The sequence below is a fragment of the Actinoplanes cyaneus genome (genome assembly GCF_016862095.1).
Lineage (GTDB): Bacteria > Actinomycetota > Actinomycetes > Mycobacteriales > Micromonosporaceae > Actinoplanes > Actinoplanes cyaneus.
The window spans coordinates 30,928-53,042 of record NZ_BOMH01000016.1; the positions used below are offsets into that span (position 1 = coordinate 30,928).

Consider the following 22,115-nt stretch of genomic DNA (forward strand, 5'->3'; position numbering starts at 1 on the left):
CCCAAGGGGTCCAACGCCCCACTCCCGCCGCGAGTGATGGGTTACGCCAGTTTGGGCTCCACCCAGCCGTTCTCGACCAGGTAACCGAGGACGGCCTCGACGGCCTCGGTCACCGACATCGTGGTGGTGTCGAGGGTCAATTCCGCGTCGAGCGGCTCCTCGTACGGGTCGTCGATACCGGTCATCCCGCGCAGCTGGCCCGCGCGCGCCCGGGCGTAGAGGCCCTTGCGGTCCCGCGCCTCGCACACCTCCAGCGGGGTCGCCACGTGCACCAGCACGAACCCGGCGCCGGCCTCCACCGCCATCCGGCGCACCGCGGAGCGAGCCGCCTCGTACGGCGCGATCGGGCAGGCCACCGCCATGCCGCGATGCCGGCCCACCTCGGCCGCGACCCAGCCGATCCGGCGCACGTTGCGGTCCCGGTCCGCCTTGCTGAAGCCCAGCCCGGCGGTCAGCTCGCGGCGCACCACGTCACCGTCGAGCAGCGTGACGGTCCGCTCGCCGGTCTCCCGCAGCGTGTCGGCGAGGTTCCGCGCGATCGTCGACTTGCCGGAGCCGGACAGGCCGGTGAAGAAGACCACCAGGCCGCGGTGCCGGCGCGGTGGCCGCACCCGGGACAGCTCCTTGGCCACGGCCGGCGGGGTGTGCCACTCGGGCAGCGGGAAACCCCGGTCCAGCAGGTCCTCGATCTCCTCCGGGAGCATCGCCAAGCGGCGGTTGCGCGGCGGGATGTCGTCGCGCCAGCGCCACTGGCCGTCCCGGTTGTCGTAGGCGAGCTCCCGCGGCACCAGCACCCGCAGCCCCGCCCCGGAGAGGGTCTCGCTGGTGGAAAGGATGTGGGTGACGCCGTACGACGCGGCGACCCGGGAGCGCAGCAGCGCGTCCCGCATCTCGTCGCCGTGCGGGGAGACCGGCACCGCGACGATGGTGGCCGGGGGCATCCGGTCGCGGGCCGCGAAGACCGCCCGGACCAGCGCTTCCGGGGGCAGCCCGTCCGGCCCGTGACCGCTGATCGGGATCAGGATGAGCAGGTGCGCCCCGAGCGTGCGGGCGGCGTGCGCGATCTGTGCCAGCTGCGGCCGGTGCAGCGGCCGGTCGGCGATCACGCCGAGGACCCGGCCGGGCGGCAGCAGCGACCGGACCTCCTCCGGGGTGCGCCGCAGACGCTGGAACGGGCCGTGCCCGCCGTCGCCCATCTTGCGCACCGGGCCGCCGACGCCGTACCGGTTGTCGCCGGCCCGCCAGACGTCGAGGGCCTCGACGGCGGCGATGGGCGCGCCCTCCAGGTCGGTCAGCACCACGGTCCGCCGGGCGGGGTCGGCCGGGTTCAGCCGCTCGGCCAGCTCCTGCGGGATCTCCAGGGTGACCGGGACCGGCCAGGGCGTGCCGTTGGCGAGCCGGCCGGTGCGGGCCAGCGCGACCAGGTCGCCGCGCGCCAGGAACCCGGTCAGCGGCGCATAGGCCCCGGAGAGCAACAGCTCGAGATCTGCTAGCTCAAATGGGCGCGGGGCGTACGACGGCGCGTCCCGCAGGACGTCTTCCGGCAAAACCGAGCCACTCACCTTTGTATCCCCTTGCCCCGGCCGACTTGGGTGACAGTTTCGCAGCCCGCTTCCCGTCGGTCGAGGCGGGCTCGCGATCTTGCCGTCCCGGTCCGAAAATCGTCCGTTTGCCGGACTCCCCAGGAGGTCCGCGCTTTCTTGGACAATTGCGGGCAATCCCCTTAATATAGGGCGATTGTGAGACAGATCTTCCATGTCGCAGCGCTCGGCACCGCCCTCACGATGGCCGTCGCGGCCACCGTGACCTGGGCGTGGACCGGCGACGCCGACCGGACCGCCCCTGTCGCGATCACCTCCGACTCCGCCCCGCTGGTGAGAGACGCCGAGCCCGCGCTGGGCCGCGTCGTCGCCGCCCGGGCCGCCGCGCCGCGCGCCCGGCGCTGCGTCACCGGCTACAAGCTCGTCCCCACCTGCGGCATCCTGTGGGGCGTGGCGCCCGGCGCGCGCACCGAGGACCACGGCTTCGAGGCGCTCGCCGACTTCGAGCGCAAGACCGGGCGGCACCAGGCGATCTATCACGCGTACCACCACGGGACCCGGCAGCTGTTCCCGACGCCGCAGGAGATGGCGATCGCCAGGCAGCCCGGGAAGAAGCGGGTGCTGCTGCTCAACTGGAAGCCGGAGAGCGCCTCCTGGGCCCGGATCGCCCGTGGTGACCGGCGCACCGACGCCTTCCTGGACCGGCTGGCCGGGCACATCCACCGCAACTTCCGGGAGCCGTTCTTCTTCGCGATCCACCACGAGGCCGAGGACCAGGTGCGCGAGCGACGCGGGTCGGGGTACACGGCGCGCGACTACGCGGCGATGTTCCGGCACGTGGTGAACCGGCTGCGGGCGCACGGCGCGGGGAACCTGGTCACCGTGCTGGTGCACATGGCGTACGTCCCGCACACCACCAAGAGCTGGTTCAGCGACATGTACCCGGGCGACGACGTGGTCGACTGGATCGGCTTCGACACGTACTCCTACAGCGATCCCGGTTACGGTCACGGCGACTTCGCCGAGCTGCTCAACCGGCGCTCGGCGATGAAACCGCGCTGGCCCGGCTTCTACAACTGGGTGCGCGCACACCACCCCCGCAAGCCCCTGATGGTGGCGGAGTGGGGCGTGTGGTTCAGCAGACGCAACCCCGGGCACATGGCCGCGTTCTACCGCGAGGTGGGCAGGCAGATCGGGCACTTCCCGGCGATCAAGGCGATGGTGCACTTCGAGACGCCGGCCAACCAGAAGGGGCAGGACTCGTCGGTGGACAGCACGCCGGCGGCTCTGCGGGAGTACCGCCGCCTGGGGAAACTCCCAGTCTTCCAGGTCACGTTGCGGTGAGGTGCGCACGGGCGGCTCACCGCCGTACGGGAAAAGCGTTCTTGATCTTCTTCGCAAAGCTGTGAGAACGCTGAGGGACCCTGAGAGGGCCTCAGGGTCCTTCCGGATTCAGCGACGTGCGGTGGCTTCCTAGGCTGAGGCCGTGAACATCATCGCTACTCAGGCGCTCACGAAGACGTACGGGGGCGGGGTGACCGCCCTCTCCGATCTCACCGTGCAGGTCGAAGCAGGCGTCATCGGCCTTGTCGGCGCGAACGGCGCCGGCAAGAGCACGTTCATCAAGATCATGCTCGGCCTCATCGCCCCCAGCTCGGGCTCGGTGCGGGTCTTCGACATCGACCCGGTCACCGAGACCGACAAGGTAAGGGCGCGGGTCGGGTACATGCCTGAGAACGACTGCCTTCCGCCGGACGTGTCGGCCGCCGAATTCGTCACCCACCTCGGCCGGATCAGCGGCCTGCCACGCACCGCCGCCCGCGAGCGTGCCTCGGAGACGCTCCGGCACGTCGGCCTCTACGAGGAGCGGTACCGGCAGATCGGTGGCTACTCGACCGGCATGAAGCAGCGCGTCAAGCTCGCCCAGGCCCTGGTGCACGACCCCGACCTGCTGCTGCTCGACGAGCCAACGAACGGCCTCGACCCGGCCGGCCGCGACGCCATGCTCGCCCTGATCCACCGGATCGGCGCCGAGTTCGGCATCTCCGTCGTGGTCTGCTCGCACCTGCTCGGCGAGGTCGAGCGGATCTGCGACTCGCTGATCGCGATCCAGGGCGGCCGGCTGCTGCGCGCCGACCGGATCTCCTCGATGACCACCGCGTCCGACGTGCTCGCGGTCGAGGTCAGCGACGGCGCCGACGAGCTCGCCGTCCGCCTCACCGAGATGGGCCTCGCGGTCACCCGGGACCATCGGATGCTGCTCGTGCCGATGGACTCCGACGACGCGTACGACCGGATCCTGCGCGCCGTGACCGAGCTCGAACTCCACCTGCACCGCCTGGACCAGCGCCGGCACCGTGTCGCCGAGCTCTTCACCGCGAAGGAGACCGTCGATGTCTGAGACCGGCGTCATCCATGACATCGGCTATCAGCGGTACACCGGGCCACGCCTGGGCCGCGGCGCCGGGATCGGCGCGCTCTACGTGCACGGCCTGCGCGCCGCGTTCGGGCTGGGCCGCTCCGCCAAGGCCAAGATCTTCCCGTGGCTGGTCGCCTCGGTCGCGCTGCTGGTCGCGGTGATCGTCGCCGCGATCAAGTCGCAGTTCAGCGAGTTCACCTTCAGCTACGTCGACCTCGACGACCAGCTGAGCTGGATGATCATCTTCTTCGTGGCGATCCTGGCGCCGACCCTGGTCTCCCGGGACCTGCGCTCCAACACGCTGCCGCTCTACTTCAGCCGGCCGCTGCGCGCCGCCGACTACGTGGCCGCCAAGTTCCTCGCCATGGTCACCGCGGTCTGGCTGCTGCTCGGCGTCCCGCAGTTCATCATGTTCCTGGGCGCCGCGTTCACCACCAAGACCGGCTTCAAGGGCGTCTGGCACGAGATCCAGGACCTGGTCCCCGCCTGGGGCTACAGCCTGCTGTGGGCGTTGCTGTTCACCAGCATCGGCCTGCTGATCGCGTCGCTCACCGGCAAGCAGGCGTTCGCCGCCGGTGGCATCGTGGCGGTCTTCCTGATGACCACCCCGGTCGTCGCCGTGCTCGCCCAGCTGCCGTCCACCACCGCCAACCACCTGGCCGGCCTGACCAGCCCGATCACCCTGATCAACGGGGTCGGCTCGTGGGCGCTGGACGGTTCGATCGGCTTCGACATCGGGCGGTACGGGCCGATCTACGCCATCGAGGCGTTCTGCCTGATCGTCGCCTGCCTCCTGCTCCTGCTCGCCCGGTACCGGAAGGTGTCCGCGCTGTGACCACCTCAGTCGAAACCACCCCGACCACGGCCCCGGCGCAGACCCCGGCCGGCGTCATCGACCTGCAGAACGTGTCCCGCTGGTACGGCAACGTCGTCGCGGTCAACGACATCACCATGTCGCTGAACGCCGGCGTGACCGGCCTGCTCGGCCCCAACGGCGCCGGCAAGACCACGGTCCTGCACATGATGGCCGGATTCCTGGCCCCGTCCAAGGGCGAGGTCACCATCCACGGCAAGCCGGCCTGGCGCAACCCGGCCGTCTACCGCGACCTCGGCCTGGTCACCGAACGTGAGGCGGTGCACGCGTTCCTCACCGCCGAGCAGTTCGTGCTGGCCTGCGCGAAGATGCAGAAACTCAAGGACCCGGCCGGCGCCGCCCGCCGCGCGCTGGAACTGGTCGAGATGACCGACGCGGCGGACCGGCGGATCGGCACCTTCTCCAAGGGCATGCGGCAGCGCACCCGGGTGGCCGCCGCGCTCGTCCACGAGCCGAAGGTGCTGCTGCTCGACGAGCCGTTCAACGGCATGGACCCGCGGCAGCGGATGCACATGATGGAGCTGCTGCACCGCCTCGGCGACAACGGGCACACCATTCTGTTCAGCTCACACATCCTGGAAGAGGTCGAGCAGGTCGCCGGCCTGGTCCAGGTGATCGTGGCGGGGCGCCTCGCCGCGTCCGGTGACTACCGCAAGATCCGCCGGTTGATGACGACCCGGCCGCACGTGTTCGCCGTCCGCAGCTCCGACGACCGTCGCCTCGCGGTGGCGCTCATCGGCGAGAAATCGGTGAGCGGCATCGAGATCGAGACCACCGGCATGACGGTACGGGCGTCGGACTACGGCGACTTCACCCGCGTCCTGCCCCGCATCGCCCTCGACCAGGGCATCCGGCTGCACCAGCTGGTGCCGTCCGACGAATCCCTGGAGAGCGTCTTCTCCTACCTGCTGGAGGCCTGATGTCTACCGTCGCCATGATCACGGCGCGTGGCCTCTTCGGCCGGCGCCGGGCGCTCATGCTCCTCCCACTGCCCCTGCTGCTGATCGGCCTCGCCGCGCTCTGCAAGAGCTTCGACGTGGAACCCACCAACTGGGGCCAGCCCGTCATCGAGGCGCTCGGCTTCGCCGTGGTGCTCCCGGTGATCGCCCTGATCGTCGGCACCGGCGTGCTCGGCTCCGAGATCGACGACGGCACGCTCGTGCACATCCTCACCAAACCCCTGCCGCGCCGCGACATCATCCTCGCCAAGTACCTGGTCGCCGCGGTCGTCACGGCCATCACCACGAGCATCCCGCTGTACGTCGTCGGCCTGCTCACCGGATCGGCCGCCTTCGCCGGCGCGCTGGCGATCGCGGCGGTCGTCGGCTCGTTCGCGTACACCGCCCTGTTCGTCCTGCTCAGCCTCCTGACCCGGCGCCCGGTGCTGCTCGGGCTGGTCTACATCCTGATCTGGGAAGGGCTGCTCGGGCGCTGGGTGAGCGGGACCCGGGTCCTCTCCATCGAGCAGTACGTCATCACGATCGCCGACAAGATCCATCCGACGACCATGCTCACCGGCCAGGTGAGCGTGACGACGGCGGTGGTGATGAGCGCGCTGTTCGTGGTGGTCAGCACGGTTGTCGCGATCAACCGGCTCGGCTCGTTCAGCCTGGCCGGCGAGACCAGCTGACCCGTCGTACCTCGACAGGCCCGCACGATCCTCGGATCCTGCGGGCCTGTCCGCTTTCCGGACTTACCCGAATCCTGGCTCGCACCGGCGGAGTCGGAGGCGCAGGTCCAGAGCTAGCTACCCGGGCACTATCGCTCCTTTGTTCCGCCGGAGCCCGTTGCGGTGTCAACGTGGCCTGTGTGGTACTCGGATCTGCCTGTGTGGTACGCATGTGACTCTGTGTGGTACACATGAGGATCTGTGTGGTGCGCAGTGGGTTACGTTCCCGGGGGTTGATGTGGACGAGCGGTCATTCAGCGAGTTGCTGGCCGGTCTGCGTGCTCACGGGGCAGACCATTTCACGTGCGAGGTGAAGAGGGCGAAGGGCGGGATTCCCGCGACCTTGTGGGAGTCGATCAGCGCCTTCTCGAATGCCGCGGGCGGCGACATCGTTCTCGGAGTCGACGAGAAGAGTGGATTCGTGGTCACCGGTGTTGACGACCCGGCGGCGATGGAGGCACAGGTCGGTGCGATCTGTGCCGAACTGGAGCCCCCGGTGCGGGCAGAGATCAGCACGATCCGCTTCGAGGGCAAGGCCGTCGTGCTCTGTGTAATCCCACCGATACCTCGCGATCAGCGGCCATGCCATCGGCGGTCGATCGGGCCGCACGCCGGTTCACGTATTCGTGTCGCCGACGGGGACAGGAGGTTGACCGACTACGAGGTCGCCGTGCTGCTGGCTAACCGCAGCGAGCCGAGGTACGACGTGGCGCCCGTCCCGGCGGCAGCGGTCGACGACCTTGATTCCGATCTGCTGGCGGCCTTTCTGCGGCGCATCCGGGACACCAAGGGCGACATCTTCCGCCGCGTCGACGACCATCGTGCGCTGGTGATGCTGAACGTGCTGACGCGCGACGGTGAGCGGCTTGTGCCGACACTCGCCGGTCTTCTCGTGTTCGGGCTCTATCCGCAGTCGTTCGAGCCACAGCTGGATCTGACCGTCGTCGCATACCCGGCGACGGAAGCGGGTGTCCTGGGGAAGTTCGGTGAACGGTTCATCGAAAACCGCTCGATCGACGGCCCTGTGCCGCTGATGGTCGCCGAATGCATCCGGGTCCTGAAGCGGAACATGCGGCGCCGCAGCATCGTCTCCGGGATCTTCCGGGTGGACGAGTGGGAGTACCCGGAAGAGGTGCTTCGCGAGGCGCTGGTCAACGCGCTCGTGCATCGCGACTACTCGGAGTCTGCACGCGGTATGCAGGTCCAGGTGGAGATGTACCCGGATCGGCTGGTGATCCGGAATCCGGGCGGTCTTTACGGCCCGGTCGAGGTTGGCTCGCTCGGCACGAGCACTGTTACGTCGTCGCGCAACCGGTCGCTGCTCAAAATCCTTGAGGACACGCCGTACGGCGACGGCCAGATGGTCTGCGAGAACCGGGGCACCGGGATCGCGCGGATGCTGGTCGCGCTGGGCGAGGCGGGCATGGAACCGCCGCGATTCACCGACGAGATCTCGTCCTTCACCGTCGAGTTCCCCAACCACACTCTCCTCGACGAGGACGCGCTTGCCTGGCTGACCTCGCTCGACCTGCCACCGTTGACCCGATCGCAGATGACTGCGCTGGTCCTGATGCGTAACGGGGCAATCCTGACCAACAGTAGTTACCGCACGTCGACCGGCGTACGGGACAGCCGAACAGCGACCCGTGAGCTGAAGGAACTGGTGGATGCGGGCGTGGTCGAGCAGGCGGGAACCCGAGGCTCGACCACCTATCAGGTGGTGCGGCCCGAGGTGCCTCCGACGGGCGCCAGTCATGAACGGCTGAGCCCCAACGAGCATCAAGTCCTGGCGGCACTGCGGATCGAACCGACCTCCCGCGCGGCACTCGAACGTGCCACCGGGTTGAGCAAGGATCAAGTCCAGCACGCTCTTCAGGGTCTGCGGCAGAGAGAACTTGTCACGCTTCTCGGCAAACCGAGGTCTCGTACCGCGCTCTGGAGCGTGGTCCAGCCGGGTTGAAAGAACCAGAGCATCGAGCTCGGGCGATTTACCGGTGGGGTGCGGAACGGCGCCGGCACGCCGCTGGGTTCGCCGCCTGCCCGGCCCCCTTCGTCGTGATCAGCACGGTTGTCGCGATCAACCGGCTCGGCTCGTTCAGCCTGGCCGGCGAGACCAGCTGACCCGCCGCACCTCGACAGGCCCGCACGATCCTCGGAGCCTGCGGGCCTGTCCGCTTTCCGGACCGCGGGCCGTTCCCCAGCCGTGGCGAAGCCGTATGCGATTCGTCCGGCGGAGGCGTTGGTCCGGCCCAGCCATCACTGCCACCCGGCCTGGCCGGCTCGCTGGGCCCGGCTGGTGCTGACGGTTGTTTTGGAGCCGGAAACCAGCCGTGAGCACCAGCCGCCGGGCTCGAGCTGGTGCTGGCGGTCGTATCCCGGCCGGCAAACAACCCTCAGCGCCAGCCGGGCCGTGACCGTTCCACCTGTCGGACGCGCCCGCCGCATGCTGGGACACCCGCCACCCCACGGCCGTGCGGCCTCCAGCCCGCTGCTCGACGACCGCGGCCCTCCGCCGACCTTGGCCCGGTGATACCGCAGCTGGCCTGTGGTCCCGCGGCTGGCCTGTGGTACCGCAGGCGGCTGGTAGTACAGCGGCCGCCTGGTGGTACAGCGGCCGGCTGGATGCCGCCGACACAGCCCGGAGGACCGGATGTGAAACGGCCCGGGCGCTGGTGAGCGCCCGGGCCGTTCTGTCGCCGAGCTGGATCAGCCGGTGTTGCGCATGCCGGCGGCGATGCCGTTGACCGTGGTCAGGAGCGCTCGCTCCAGAGCGGTCGAGTCCGAAGGCCCGCGCCGCGCACCCGGCGCGGTCGGCATCTGGCGGCCGGCCTCACCCAGGTCGCGGTACTGGCGGAGCAGGGCGACCTGCAGGTGGTGCAGCGGCTCCAGGTACGTGTCGCGGACCCCCAGCGTGCGGGACAGCTCCGGCTGCGCGGACAGGATCTGGGACTCGCCGGTGATGGCGAGGACCTCACGGACGGTCAGCTCGTACTCCGCCTCGATGGTGGCGAAGATCGGGTGCAGCTCGGCCGGGACGAGCGTCTCGACGTAGCGCCGGGCGATCGACAGGTCGGTCTTGGCCAGCATCATCGCCACGTTGGAGAGGAACGTGCGGAAGAACTGCCAGTTCTCGTGCATCTCGTCGAGGACCGCGCCGGCGCCGGACTCGCGGGCCGCGGCGAGACCGGTGCCGACCCCGAACCAGCCGGGGACGATCTGCCGGGTCTGGGTCCAGCCGAACACCCACGGAATGGCGCGCAGGCCACCGAGGCCGGCGTCCGCGTTGGGGCGCTTGGCCGGGCGGGAGCCGATGTTGAGCGCGCCGAGCAGCTCGGTCGGGGTGGCCGCCCAGAAGTAGGCGGGCAGGTCCGGGTTCTCCACCAGCTCGCGGTAGCGCGCGAACGCCGCGTCCGACGCGGTGTCCATCGTCGCGTCCCACACCTCGAGCCGGACCGGGTCGACCGACAGCGTGGTGTGCAGCAGGGTCGCCTGCAGCACCGCGGCCGTGGTCAGCTCCAGGTTCTCCCGGGCCAGCGCGGGCACCGTGTACTTGTCGGAGATGACCTCGCCCTGTTCGGTCACCTTGATCGCGCCGTCGAGCGTCCCGTACGGCTGGGCCAGGATCGCCTCGTGGGTCGGGCCACCACCACGGCCGACGGTGCCGCCACGGCCGTGGAACAGCCGCAGGCGCACGCCGTGCCGGGCGGCCACGTCACGCAGCGAGCGCTGCGCCTTGTGGATCCGCCACTGGCTGGTGGTGATGCCGGCCTCCTTGTTGGAGTCCGAGTAGCCGAGCATGACCTCCTGCAGGTCGCCGCGGGCGCGGACGATCTCCCGGTAGGCCGGCAGGGACAGCATCTCGTCGAGCAGGTCACCACCGGCGTCCAGCTCGGCCGGGGTCTCCAGGAGTGGCACGATGCCGACCCGGGCCCGCCCGGTCTGGATGTCGACGAGCCCGGCCTCGCGGGCGAGCACCGCCGCGGCGAGCACGTCGTCGACGCCGAGGGTCATCGAGATGATGTACGACTCGACGACGTCCATGCCGAACTTGTCCTGCGCGTCGCGGATCGTGTGGAACACGTCGAACGTCTTGCGCGCCGAGTCGGTCAGCGGAGTGTCCGCGCTGCTCAGCGGCCGCCGGCCGGTCAGCTCGGCGGCGAGCAGCTTGGTGCGGTCGGCCCGGTCCAGGGTGGCGTAGTCGTCGACCTCGCCGACCTGGGCGTACATCTGCTCCAGCACCTCGTGGTGCTTCTCGGCGTGCTCGCGCACGTCGAGCGTGGCCAGCTGCAGGCCGAACGCGGAGGCCTGCCGGATCGCGGTGGCGACCACGCCGATCGCGGAGAGCTGGCCGGAGTTGCGGGCCAGCGACGCGCGCATCAGCTCCAGGTCGGCGATCAGCTCGTCGCTGCCCAGGTAGTCGCGGCCGGACACGTGCGGGGTGCCGCTGCGCAGCCGGGCCCGGGTGTTGGCCAGCTTCGCCTTGATCGCGCGGACCTTCAGCCGGTACGGCTCCTCGGCGTTGACCCGGCGGAACCGTTCCTGGACCTCGGGCAGGTTGTCCAGGTCCTGCGCGATGCTGGCGGACAGGTCGAGGGACACCCCGCGCAGCCGGCGGGAGACGGACAGCTCGTCGATCAGCTTGTCCATCACCTTCTCGGTGGCCTGGATGCCGTGCTCGTGCTGGATGAGCAGCACGTCGCGGGTGACGGCCGGGGTGACGAACGGGTTGCCGTCGCGGTCGCCGCCGATCCACGAGCCGAAGGTGAGCGGCCGGGAGGTCGGCGCGGTCTCCACGCCCAGCCGGCGCAGCGTCTCGGCGAGGTCGTCGAGCACCTGCGGGGCGGCCTCGGCGTAGAGGTCCTTGAGGTAGTAGACCGCGTTGCGCGCCTCGTCCAGCGGGTCCGGCCGGTCGAGCCGCAGCTCGTCGGTCTGCCAGAGCAGGTCGATCAGCTCGGCGAACCGCTTGGTGGAGACCGTGGTGTCGTTGTCGCCGTAGAGGACCGCGGCGGCGGACTCGGCGTCCAGCGAGTCGGCGACCTGGCGCAGCTTCGACAGGATCGAGCGGCGGGAGGCCTCGGTCGGGTGCGCGGTGAAGACCGGGCGGACCGCGAGCCGGCGGGCGGCGGAGGCGATCTCGTCGGCCGGGACGCCGGCCTCGGCGATGCGCTTGGCGGCCTGGTCGAGCCAGCCGCCCTCCTTGGCGCGGCGGCGGCGCAGGTCCCGGGCGCGGTGCACCTGCTCGGTGATGTTCGCCAGGTGGAAGTAGGTGGAGAAGGCCCGGGCCAGCTTGGTGCCGGTGGTGATGTCCATCGCGGCGAGCCGCTCGGCGGCGGCCTGCACGTCCTGGCGGACCAGGTGCCGGATCTCCTCGACCAGGTCGAGCAGCGGACGGCCCTCCTGGCGGGCCAGGGTCTGCCCCAGCAACGTGCTGATCCGGCGGATGTCGGCACGCAGCGCGGCGTCGGGCCCCTCCGGCTCGTCGAGATGGGCGGACAGCTCAGTCATCGGGGGCGCTCCTTCTCCTCGGATGGCTCCAGGACGGCGCTGTCCCGACTTCGCCGATCGTATCGGCGTCCCCCGTCGAGGGGGTGAATTGAGTCAAGAGTCTCACGGTCGTTCAGGAAGAAAACCATCACCCGGCCAAGGCCAGCGCGTACGCCGGATACCAGCGACCGGCAGGTGGCGCGCCGGCACCGCAGGCACCGTCGGACTCGCCCGGCCGTTTGATCCAGAGGTACGCGTCGGCGAGCCGGTTCCCGGTCCGCAGCGTGGGCGGCGTGCCGAGCCGCCGGCCGGGCGGGTTGCACCACTGCTCCCGCCCGGGATCGGGGTTGCCCGTGCCGTGCCGCGCGGGCCCGTTGCCGTTGCGGCTCGTGTCGATCACGAAGTGGGCGTCGCCGAGGAGGCGGGACAGCTCACCGCCGTACGCCACATTGTCTTCGGTGGTCTCGAAGCCCGCGACGTTGAGAGCGAGACCGTGGGCCCGCAGCGCTCCGGCCCGGCGCAGCGCCGGCGCGATCTCCGTGGCCGGCACCCAGGCCGGATTGCCGGCGTCGAGGTAGACGCGGACACCGGGCAGCGCCCGCAGGCTCTCCACCGCCGCGGCGAGCAGCTCATAACGCTCCGTGACCCGCACCGCCGTCAGGCATCCGGTGACCGCCTGGGCGACGGCGTCCGGCTCCAGGATCACCACGGCGCGATGTCCGCGCAGGATCAGAGCCAGGTCAAGGACCCATTTGCGGTACGTCGTGGCGTCCCGCGCGCCACCCGCCGACCGTCCCGAGCAGTCCCGGTGCGGGATGTCGTAGAGCACGAGCAGCGGCACCCGCCCGGCCCGCGCCGCGTCGCCGACCAGTTTCCGCGCCCGGTCCAGCGTCGCCGCCCCGGAGTCGGTGAGCCAGCTCGCGACCGGCTGCCCGGCGATCCGCCGCAGCACCGCCGCCTCGTCGTGCCGTCCCCGGCGGTCCAGATCGCGGACCGCGGCGGCGGCCGTGCCCTGCGGATCGACGTAGAACACCGGCTTCTCCGGGCCCGCGGCCTCCGGGACCTGCAGGACGGCCGGCGCCGGTCCGTGATCGCGCAGCAGCAACGGGATCGCGGCGGTGATCGTGAGCGCGGCGGCGAGCAGCGCCCACCGTCGCCGGCGGTCGCCGGTGTAGAGATGTCTGGCCATGGGAGCTCAGGCGACCGCCGGCACGGCGGGGCGGACCGTGACCGGCGCCCGTCGCTCGGTGCCCGGGCCGGCGTTGCCGGGGCGCTGGCGGGCGGTGAGCACCGGCCCGGTGTTGCCGGCCAGCAGCAGTTGCCGGGGCGTGGCGGCCGGCCGGGTCTTCCTGACGAACGCGCCCCGGGCCGCGGCGAAACCGGACCGGTCGGCGAAGATGTCCTGGCTCATCTCGGCCAGCTCACGGATCTCGTAGACGTCCAGCGGGATCCGCTCGGCCGCGAGTCGCCGCGCCTTCGCGGCCCGCCGCTTGCGCGCCGCCCGCGCGTCGCTGTGGCGCTCGGCGAGCAGGTTCAGCCACTGGGCGTACGCCTCCGGGTGCCGCGGCCCGATCTCGTCGATCAGTCCCATCCGGACCGCCTGCGCGGGGCTGACCGGCAGCTTGTCGGCGATCAGGCGCTGGGCGCGGTCCGCGCCGACGCGCCGGGGCAGCGTGTAGGTGTGCAGCTCCGAGCCGTACAGGCCGATGTCGTAGTACGGGTTCAGCACGATCCCGTCCCGGGCCGCGACCACGTCGGCGCCCAGCCCGAGCATCACGCCACCGGCGCCGGCGCTGCCCGCGTACGCCGCGACCACCACCTGCCGCGTGCACGTCACGATCTCGCGGCAGACCGCGTTGATCGCCCGGATGTTGGCCCACGCCGCGGTGGCCGGGTCCGGCGCCGCCTCGATCACGTTCAGGTGGATGCCGTTGCTGAACGCCTCGGTCCCGCCGCGCAGCACCAGCACCCGGGTGTCCTGGGCGATCGCGTGCCGCAGCGCGGCCAGCAGCCGCCGGCAGTGCCCGGGCGCCATCGCGCCGTTGTAGAAGTCGAAGTGCAGCCAGCCGATCGCGCCGTCGCGCCGGTACCGGATCTGGCGGTACGCGTCCGGCGTCTCCGGTTCCGCGTACGCCTGCACGGGCGAGTCGCGTACGCCGTGCAGCCGGGCGCCGAGCGCGCTGGTCGCCGGCAGCTTGATCCCGCCGGCGGCCGCGGGGCGCAGATGTCCCAGCCACAGGCTGCCGTCGCCGGTCGCGACCAGGACAGCGCCCTGGCGGCGACCCAGCAGCGTGCCGGGGCGCGCCGTGCGGGCCGGGCCGGGGTGCGCGTCGTAGACGTACGCGGCGAGCCCGCCCACCTCGCTGAGCACCCCCGGCGAACCGTCGGCGGCCCGGATCCGCCGCATGATCGTCCCGGTCGGCTCGGCCCAGTCGAAGGCCCGGTCGGCCTGCCGCATCAGCGGTCGCGGACCGGCGCCGGGTGCCCTGGCCGGCGCGTTCTCCGCCGGCACCGGTGTGAACGACGGGTCGGCGGCCTTGGTGACCACCTCCAGCGCGCATTCCAGCGCGGCGTCCGAGACCGGGCCGGTGTAGAGCGCCGACTTGCGCGGGGCGGTGGCCGGCACCGCGAACGTGCGGCCGGCCCAGATCGGCCCGGCGTCGAACTCCTCGACCGCCTGCAGGGCGGTGACGCCCCAGGTCCGGGCGCCGTCCGCGATCGCCCAGTCCAGCGAGGAGGCCCCGCGGTCGCCGACCGGGCCGGGGTGCAGGATCACCGTCCGGAAGCGCTGCCAGACGACGGCCGGAACCCGATCCTTGAGGTACGGGCAGAGGATGAGCTCGGGCGCGGCGGCGCGCACCCCGTCCACGATCTCCCGCTCGCCGCTCGCGAGCAGCACCCCGACCTCGTGCCCGGCGTCGCGCAGCGCGCACCAGACCCGCTGGCTCAAGCCGTTGAAAGCGCTGACGAGCAGCAAGATGCGCATGGTGGTGCCTCCCCCTTGTTCCAGGGGGCACTCTTCAATACCGCTTCTCCCGCATGTCGGACATGTTGTGCGATGGAGCGCACGTGGTCGGGACTGTCAGACGGTCGGACTAAGCTGTTGGGCATACCCCCGGCCCTTCCTCGACCGGGGTCGTTCGTCGTGCCCTCGGGGGGTCCTCGCCATGCAACTCGCCGGTCTGATCCCGGCCGCCCTGCGCGACCGTGGCCTCGCCCGGGCCCGCGACCTGGCGGCGAAGAGCTTCGTCGACTCCGACTCGATGGATCTCACCGCGCCCGTCTCGCTGCGCCCGTTCGTGGTGGCCGCCGTGGCCGGTCCCACCGACGTCGGCGGCGCCCAGCGCCCGGTGCTGGCGGTCACCGCGACCTCCCGCGAGGCCGACGACCTGGCCGACGCCCTCGGCTGCCTGATCGACCCCGGGCGGGTGGCGGTCTACCCGTCGTGGGAGACGCTGCCCCACGAGCGGCTGTCGCCCCGGTCGGACACGGTCGGCAAGCGCCTGGCCGTCCTGCGCCGCCTGGCCCACCCCGGCGACCAGCCGTTGCAGGTCGTCGTGGCGCCGGTCCGGTCCCTGCTCCAGCCGCAGCTCAAGGGCCTCGGCGACCTGGAGCCGGTGGAGCTGGTCACCGGGCGCGAGGCCGAGCTGGAGCAGGTCGCCCGGCGGCTCTCCGACATGGCGTACGCACGGGTCGACCTGGTCACCAAGCGCGGCGAGTTCGCCGTCCGCGGCGGCATCCTGGACGTCTTCCCGCCCACCGACGAGCACCCGTCCCGGGTCGAGTTCTGGGGCGACGAGGTGGAGGAGATCCGCACCTTCGCCGTCGCCGACCAGCGCACGATCGAGCAGGTCGAGCGGCTCTGGGCGCCGCCGTGCCGGGAGCTGCTGCTCACCCCGGCCGTGCGGGAGAAAGCGGCGCTGCTGGCCGCGCAGCACCCCGAGCTCGCCGAGATCCTGGACAAGCTGGCCGGTGGCATCCCGGTCGAGGGCATGGAGTCGCTGGCGCCGGCCCTGCTCGACGGGGCGGACAACATGGAGCTCCTGCTGGACTGCATGCCGGACGGGACCCACGTGCTGCTCTGCGACCCGGAGCGGATCCGGACGCGGGCGCACGACCTCACCCGTACCTCGGACGAGTTCCTGGAGGCGTCCTGGGCCGCTGCCGCCGTGGGCGGGCAGGCGCCGATCGACGTCGGCGCGGTCGCCTTCCGCAGTCTCGCGGACGTCCGCGCGCACGCCGCGACGCTGAGCCGGCCGTGGTGGACGATCTCGCCGTTCGGCCTGGCCGTCACCGAGCCGGGGGAGGCGCTGCCCTGGGAGAACGCGCCCGAGGTCGAGGTCGCGCCGGACACCGGCGACGCCATCGCCCTCGCCGCCCAGCCGGTCCCGCTCTATCACGGGGACACCGCCAAGCTCGCCGGCGACCTGTCCGGGTGGGCCGCCGCGGGCTGGGCGATCGCGCTGGTCTTCGAGGGCAAGGGCACCGCGCAGCGGGCCACCGAGCTGCTGCGCGACGCCGGCCTCGGCGTCACTCCGGTCGACTCGATCGCCGAGCCGATCGCCGACGGCCAGCTGCTGGTCACCTGCGGCGGGCTGAACCACGGGTTCGTCGACGAGGCGTCCCGGCTCGCGGTGATCACCGGCAACGACATCTCCGGCGGCCGCGGCGCGTCCACCAAGGACATGCGCAAGATGCCGGCCCGGCGGCGCAACACGATCGACCCGCTCGAGCTGAAGATGGGCGACTTCGTGGTGCACGAGCAGCACGGCATCGGCCGCTACATCGAGCTGGTGCAGCGCACGGTCAACGGCGCCGACCGGGAGTACCTGGTGATCGAGTATGCCGCGTCCAAGCGCGGCCAGCCCGGTGACCGGCTCTACGTCCCCACCGACCAGCTCGACCAGCTCTCCCGCTACGTCGGCGGCGAGCAGCCCACGCTGCACAAGATGGGCGGCTCCGACTGGCAGAAGAGCAAGGCCCGGGCCAAGAAGGCGGTCAAGGAGATCGCCGCGCAGCTCATCCAGCTGTACGCGGCACGCCAGGCCTCCAAGGGTCACTCGTTCGGCCCGGACACGCCGTGGCAGCGTGAGCTGGAGGACGCGTTCCCCTACACCGAGACGCCCGACCAGATGGCCGCGATCGTCGAGGTCAAGCACGACATGGAACTGCAGACCCCGATGGACAGGCTGATCTGCGGCGACGTCGGTTACGGCAAGACCGAGATCGCGGTCCGCGCCGCGTTCAAGGCGGTGCAGGACGGCAAGCAGGTGGCCGTGCTCGTGCCGACCACGCTCCTGGCTCAGCAGCACTTCAACACGTTCACCGAGCGGATGAGCCAGTTCCCGGTGCAGATCAAGCAGCTGTCCCGGTTCCAGACGCCGAAGGAGGCCGCGCTCACCCTGGAGCACGCCGCCGACGGCACCGCCGACATCGTGATCGGCACGCACCGGCTGCTCGCCAAGTCGACCCGGTTCAAGAACCTGGGCCTGATCATCGTGGACGAGGAGCAGCGGTTCGGCGTCGAGCACAAGGAGCAGCTCAAGGCGTTGCGCGCGTCGGTGGACGTGCTGACCATGTCGGCCACCCCGATCCCGCGGACCCTGGAGATGGCGATCACCGGCATCCGCGAGATGTCCACCATCGCGACTCCGCCGGAGGAGCGGCACCCCGTCCTGACGTATGTCGGCGCCCAGGACGACAAGCAGGTGGCCGCCTCCATCCACCGTGAGCTGCTCCGCGACGGCCAGGTCTTCTACCTGCACAACCGGGTCGAGTCGATCGACCGGGCGGCCCGCCGGCTGCGCGAGCTGGTGCCCGAGGCGCGGGTCGCGGTGGCGCACGGCCAGATGAGCGAGGAGCAGCTCGAAAGGGTGATGGTCGGCTTCTGGGAGAAGGAGTTCGACGTCCTGGTCTGCACCACCATCGTCGAGTCCGGCATCGACATCCCGAACGCCAACACCCTGATCGTCGAGCGCGCCGACCTGCTCGGCCTGGCCCAGCTGCACCAGATCCGCGGCCGGGTCGGCCGGGGCCGGGAGAGGGCGTATGCGTACTTCCTCTACCCCCGCGAGAAGCCGCTCACCGAGCACGCCCACGAGCGCCTGGCCACCATCGCCCAGCACACCGAGCTGGGCGCCGGCATGTACGTGGCGATGAAGGACCTGGAGATCCGCGGCGCCGGCAACCTGCTCGGTGGTGAGCAGTCCGGCCACATCGAGGGCGTCGGCTTCGACCTGTACGTGCGGATGGTCGGCGAGGCGGTCAGCGCGTTCAAGGGCGAGCGCCCCGAGGAGGAGCCCGAGGTCAAGATCGATCTGCCGATCGACGCGCACCTGCCCACCGAGTACATCGCGGTCGAGCGGCTGCGCCTGGAGATGTACCGCAAGCTGGCCGAGGCCCGCGACGACACCCGCCTGGAGGAGGTCATCGCCGAGATGACCGACCGCTACGGCGAGCCGCCCGCCCCGGTGGTCAACCTGATCGCGGTGGCCCGTTTCCGCCAGCTGGCCCGCGCCTACGGCCTCACCGACGTCTCCATGCAGGGCAAGCACCTGCGCTTCGCCCCGCTGAGCCTGCCCGACTCGAAGCAGATGCGGCTCAAGCGTTACCACCCGGACTCGGTCTACAAGACAGCGAACGACCAGGTCAGCGTCCCGCGCCCGGCGACCCGCCGGGTGGGCGGCGAGCCGCTGCGCGACCAGGCCCTGCTGCAGTGGTGCGCCCAGCTCCTCAAGGACGTCCTCGGCGACGCGCCGGTCGCGGCCCGGGTGTGACGGATCACATTGATCGTGAGAAGGTGATGCCCATGCAGCGTAGCCGTCGATTCGCATCCATGGCCGTCGTCGCGTCCCTCGCGGTGGCCGGCCTCTCCGCCTGCCGGTCCGAGCCGGCCGTGGCCGCGTACATCGGTGATTCCCGGATCACCGAGAAGCGTGTCCAGCAGGTGTGGGACGACGCCCGCGCCGCGCTGGGCGACGCCGCTCCCATGCCGATCACCCGCACCGACATCGTCAACGTGCTGGTCAGCCGGGATCTGATCGACCGGGTCGCGCAGCGGCACAACGTGCAGGTGCCGGCCGACCTGTCCTACGACCAGTTCGCCGCCCTGGTCCGGCTGCCCGCCACGACGGAGTATGTGCGGCTGTACGCGCAGTACAACGCCCTGCAGTACACCGTCGAGCAGTCGATCACCAGCACCACCGCGCTCACCGAGGACGACCTGAAGGACGTCTTCCAGCGGCTCACCGCGAACAACGCGCTCCAGCCGGGCACCACCTTCGACGCGTTCAAGGGCACAGTGCCGGCCGACGTCACGAAGGACCTGCAGGCCGCGGTCGCGCTGCGCAACGAGGTGCACGAGGTCGCCGACCCGCTGAAGGTCACCGTCAACCCCCGCTACCAGCCGATCGAGCTGGGCGTCTACGGCATCCAGAACCAGCAGACCAAGGCGATCTACCAGATCGTCGCGGCGCAGGTCGGCGGCGACGCCTCGGTCCCGGTCTCCGACGTCTCTTGAGCGCCCGGATCGTCCTGCTCGTCACCTCGCCGCGGCTGCCGGCGGGGCTGCTCACCGCTGAGGCGTGGGACACCGTCCGGTCCGGCCCGGTCTTCGCCGCCGCCGAGTCCGAGCAGGCGGTGGCGCTGCGCGCGGCCGGGGTGCCGGTGACCGTGCTCGACACCGACGCGCAGGGCCTGCTCGACGCGATCGGGGACGCGCCGCTCGCGGTCTGGCTGGCCGGGGCGCACGGCGATCAGCCCTTCGCCCGCCAGCTCGGGCTGCGACTGGCTCGCGAGCCCGGGCTGGCCGAGCTCGAGCTGATGTACGGCAGCTGGGACCCGCCCGGCGCGCGCCTGCTGGACGCGGTCGCCGTCATGGACCGTCTTGTCTCGCCCGGGGGCGATCCGTGGAAGCGGGCGCAGAGCCACCGTACGCTCGCGCCTTATCTGCTGGAGGAAAGCTACGAGGCGTACGACGCCATCGAGCGCGACGACCTCGACGAGCTGCGTGAGGAGCTCGGCGACGTGCTGCTGCAGATCGTGCTGCACGCCCGCCTCGCCGAGGAGCTGCCGGACGGCCGGGCCTGGAACGTCGACGACGTCGCCGGGACGCTGGTGGAGAAGATGATCCGCCGCAACCCGCACGTCTTCGCCGGGGAGAGCGTCGAGGACATCGAGGAGATCACCGCCAACTGGGACCGGATCAAACGCGAGGAGAAGTCGCGCGATTCCGTTCTGGACGGCGTGGCGCTGAGCCAGCCGGCCCTCGCGCTGGCCGCGAAGATCCTGCAGCGGGCAGCCCGGGGCGGTGTCGACGTTGCGCTCCCGGGCGATGACGACCTCGGCTCGGGGCTGTTGCGCCTGGTCGCCGAGGCACGTGAGGCAGGTCTCGACCCGGAGGCTCAACTGCGAAAAGCCACTTTGGCGTACGCCGAAGCAGTGCGAGCGGCGGAAAAAGTCCGACCTCCCGAGTAGTTTTCTCGGCATGCCGGAGTTCGTACCGCTCGCCGAGCGCATCGCCGACGCTCTGCTGGAGAGCGACCCCGTGACGGCCCTCTACGCGGGGGACCATCGCTTCGACGACCGCCTGCCCGACCTGTCCGCCACCGCGGTCGAGGGCCGGATCGCCATGCTGCGGGACGCCGCCGACGCGCTCAGCGGCATCGACGCCGACGGGCTCGACGCCGAGGATCAGGCCGACCACGCCATCCTCAGCGCCCAGGTCGAGCGGCGGCTGTTCGAGCTGACCGATGTGCGCGAGCACGAGTGGAACCCGTTGGAGCACAACCCCGGTCCGCTCCTGCACGGCCTGCTGTCCCGCCCGTTCGCCCCACCCGCCCAGCGGCTGGAGAGCCTGCGCGGCCGGCTCGCCGCCCTGCCGGACGCACTGGCCACGGCCCGTGCCGTGCTGCGCGACGTGCCTCGCGTCCACGCCGAGACCGCGGCCGGCCAGTTCGCCGGCACGGCCGGGCTGATCCGCGACGAGGTGCCGGTGCTCCTCGCGCAGGAGCCGGGCCTGCGGGCCACGGTCGAGCCGGTCGCCCAGGCGTCGCTGGCGGCGCTCGCCGAGTTCGGCGGGTGGCTGCGGCAGCGGCTGGAGAGCGGCGAGCCCGGCCGCGACCCCCGGCTCGGCCGGCACCTGTGGGAGGCGCGGCTCTGGCACACGCTGGACACCGAGCTTCCCGCGTCCGAGGTGCTCAGCCGCGCCCGGGCGAATCTGGACCGGGTCGGCGCCGAGTTGCGCACGCTCGCCGCCGAGCTGGTCGGTGGCCCGGCCGACGACGACACTGTGCGCCGCGCCCTGGACACCATCGCCGGGCAGCATCCGGACAACACCACGATCGTCGGCCTGGCCAAGGGCACGATGGACGAGGCGACCGAGTTCGTCCGAGCCCACGACGTGGTGTCCCTGGTGGACGACCCGTGCGTCATCGAGGAGATGCCGGAGTTCGCCCGCGGCGTCGCGGTGGCCTATTGCGACCCGCCGGGCCCGCTGGAGACCGCGGACGTGCCGACGTTCTACTGCATCGCCCCGGCGCCCTCGGACTGGCCGGCCGAGCGGGTCCGCAGCTTCTACCGGGAGTACAACAACGAGATGATCCGGAATCTCACCGTCCACGAGGCGATGCCGGGTCACTTCCTGCAGCTCGCGCACGCCCGCCGGTTCCGGGGCAGCAGCCCGGTCCGCGCGCTGGGCTCGTCCGGGCCGTTCGTCGAGGGGTGGGCGGTCTACGCCGAGGAGATGATGGCCGGTCTCGGCTTCGGTGGCCCGGCCGTGCGGTTGCAGCAGCTCAAGATGCAGTTGCGGATGAGCCTGAATGCGATCATCGACCAGCTGGTGCACTGCGACGAGCTGCCCGAGGCCGAGGCGATGGCGCTGATGACCGGCCGCGGCTTCCAGGAGGAGGGCGAGGCGGCCGGCAAGTGGCGGCGGGCGCTGCTCACGTCGACCCAGCTCTCGACCTACTTCGTGGGGTACACGGAGGTGGCGGCGATCGCGGCGGCCCGTCCGTTCGGCGCCACCCCGAGAGCCTGGCACGACGCGATGCTCGCGCACGGTTCCCCGCCGCCGCGCCACCTGCGAACCCTCCTCGGCGTCTGACCGCCCCCGGCAAGGCGTGCCCGCCC

The 22,115-nt window shown here is 71.3% G+C and carries 14 protein-coding genes; 10 read left to right on the plus strand and 4 right to left on the minus strand.

From position 1 onward, the window contains the following. Positions 1-41: 41 nt before the first annotated feature. On the minus strand, positions 42-1,562 hold the full coding sequence (gene cysC / locus Acy02nite_RS10045; RefSeq protein WP_203739672.1) for an adenylyl-sulfate kinase: 1,521 nt from the start codon (positions 1,560-1,562) through the stop codon (positions 42-44). A gap of 177 nt (positions 1,563-1,739) precedes the next feature. Here cysC and Acy02nite_RS10050 point away from each other — a divergent pair, with 177 nt between their 5' ends. The 6 genes from Acy02nite_RS10050 (at position 1,740) to Acy02nite_RS10075 (ending at position 8,463) form a co-directional block, all read left to right on the plus strand. Next, entirely contained in the window at positions 1,740-2,885 is a 1,146-nt protein-coding gene (locus Acy02nite_RS10050) for a glycosyl hydrolase (RefSeq protein WP_239174531.1), read from the plus strand. Positions 2,886-3,027: 142 nt separating this feature from the next. Continuing rightward, entirely contained in the window at positions 3,028-3,942 is a 915-nt protein-coding gene (locus Acy02nite_RS10055; protein ID WP_203739673.1) for an ABC transporter ATP-binding protein, read from the plus strand. Next, positions 3,935-4,795: an ABC transporter permease gene (locus Acy02nite_RS10060; RefSeq protein ID WP_203739674.1), complete on the plus strand. Its 861-nt coding sequence runs from the start codon at positions 3,935-3,937 to the stop codon at positions 4,793-4,795. Before Acy02nite_RS10055 ends, Acy02nite_RS10060 begins: the two co-directional genes overlap by 8 nt. Continuing rightward, the gene (locus Acy02nite_RS10065) at positions 4,792-5,754 is read left to right on the plus strand and encodes an ABC transporter ATP-binding protein (protein WP_203739675.1); all 963 of its coding nucleotides are present in this window, start codon (positions 4,792-4,794) and stop codon (positions 5,752-5,754) included. The genes Acy02nite_RS10060 and Acy02nite_RS10065 overlap by 4 nt, the downstream gene beginning before the upstream one ends. Beyond that, positions 5,754-6,464, plus strand: coding sequence for an ABC transporter permease (locus Acy02nite_RS10070; RefSeq protein WP_203739676.1), 711 nt, complete (start codon positions 5,754-5,756; stop codon positions 6,462-6,464). The genes Acy02nite_RS10065 and Acy02nite_RS10070 overlap by 1 nt, the downstream gene beginning before the upstream one ends. Positions 6,465-6,741: 277 nt before the next feature. Further along, positions 6,742-8,463, plus strand: coding sequence for an ATP-binding protein (locus Acy02nite_RS10075; RefSeq protein ID WP_203739677.1), 1,722 nt, complete (start codon positions 6,742-6,744; stop codon positions 8,461-8,463). A 746-nt stretch (positions 8,464-9,209) separates the two neighbouring features. Here Acy02nite_RS10075 and ppc read toward each other — a convergent pair. The 3 genes from ppc to Acy02nite_RS10090 form a co-directional block, all read right to left on the minus strand. Next, positions 9,210-12,008 (minus strand): phosphoenolpyruvate carboxylase, encoded by a 2,799-nt coding sequence (ppc, locus tag Acy02nite_RS10080; protein WP_203739678.1) that lies wholly within the window; start codon positions 12,006-12,008, stop codon positions 9,210-9,212. A gap of 127 nt (positions 12,009-12,135) precedes the next feature. Beyond that, positions 12,136-13,176, minus strand: coding sequence for a glycoside hydrolase family 6 protein (locus Acy02nite_RS10085; protein ID WP_203739679.1), 1,041 nt, complete (start codon positions 13,174-13,176; stop codon positions 12,136-12,138). Between the two features lie 6 nt (positions 13,177-13,182). Beyond that, entirely contained in the window at positions 13,183-14,973 is a 1,791-nt protein-coding gene (locus Acy02nite_RS10090) for a hydrogenase maturation protein (RefSeq protein ID WP_203739680.1), read from the minus strand. Between the two features lie 181 nt (positions 14,974-15,154). On the opposite strand from Acy02nite_RS10090, the gene mfd reads away from it, so the two are divergent. From mfd to Acy02nite_RS10110, 4 genes are read left to right on the plus strand one after another with little or no spacing between them, the layout of a single operon-like run. Then, a complete protein-coding gene (mfd, locus tag Acy02nite_RS10095) occupies positions 15,155-18,763 on the plus strand; it encodes a transcription-repair coupling factor (RefSeq protein ID WP_203739681.1) in 3,609 nt (1,202 codons plus the stop codon). 32 nt (positions 18,764-18,795) lie between these two features. After that, a complete protein-coding gene (locus tag Acy02nite_RS10100) occupies positions 18,796-19,506 on the plus strand; it encodes a hypothetical protein (RefSeq protein WP_203739682.1) in 711 nt (236 codons plus the stop codon). After that, positions 19,503-20,462 (plus strand): nucleoside triphosphate pyrophosphohydrolase, encoded by a 960-nt coding sequence (locus Acy02nite_RS10105; protein WP_203739683.1) that lies wholly within the window; start codon positions 19,503-19,505, stop codon positions 20,460-20,462. Before Acy02nite_RS10100 ends, Acy02nite_RS10105 begins: the two co-directional genes overlap by 4 nt. Before the next feature lie 10 nt (positions 20,463-20,472). Continuing rightward, positions 20,473-22,089 (plus strand): DUF885 domain-containing protein, encoded by a 1,617-nt coding sequence (locus Acy02nite_RS10110; protein ID WP_203739684.1) that lies wholly within the window; start codon positions 20,473-20,475, stop codon positions 22,087-22,089. Positions 22,090-22,115 lie beyond the last annotated feature (26 nt).

What these genes read in the sequence shown, in the direction of transcription:
- Acy02nite_RS10090 (WP_203739680.1), bottom strand. Translation starts at nt 14,973, where the DNA reads ATGCGCATCTTGCTGCTCGTCAGCGCTTTCAACGGCTTGAGCCAGCGG.
- Acy02nite_RS10100 (WP_203739682.1), top strand. Translation starts at nt 18,796, where the DNA reads ATGCAGCGTAGCCGTCGATTCGCATCCATGGCCGTCGTCGCGTCCCTC.
- Acy02nite_RS10110 (WP_203739684.1), top strand. Translation starts at nt 20,473, where the DNA reads ATGCCGGAGTTCGTACCGCTCGCCGAGCGCATCGCCGACGCTCTGCTG.
- Acy02nite_RS10070 (WP_203739676.1), top strand. Translation starts at nt 5,754, where the DNA reads ATGTCTACCGTCGCCATGATCACGGCGCGTGGCCTCTTCGGCCGGCGC.
- Acy02nite_RS10060 (WP_203739674.1), top strand. Translation starts at nt 3,935, where the DNA reads ATGTCTGAGACCGGCGTCATCCATGACATCGGCTATCAGCGGTACACC.
- mfd (WP_203739681.1), top strand. Translation starts at nt 15,155, where the DNA reads ATGCAACTCGCCGGTCTGATCCCGGCCGCCCTGCGCGACCGTGGCCTC.
- ppc (WP_203739678.1), bottom strand. Translation starts at nt 12,008, where the DNA reads ATGACTGAGCTGTCCGCCCATCTCGACGAGCCGGAGGGGCCCGACGCC.
- Acy02nite_RS10085 (WP_203739679.1), bottom strand. Translation starts at nt 13,176, where the DNA reads ATGGCCAGACATCTCTACACCGGCGACCGCCGGCGACGGTGGGCGCTG.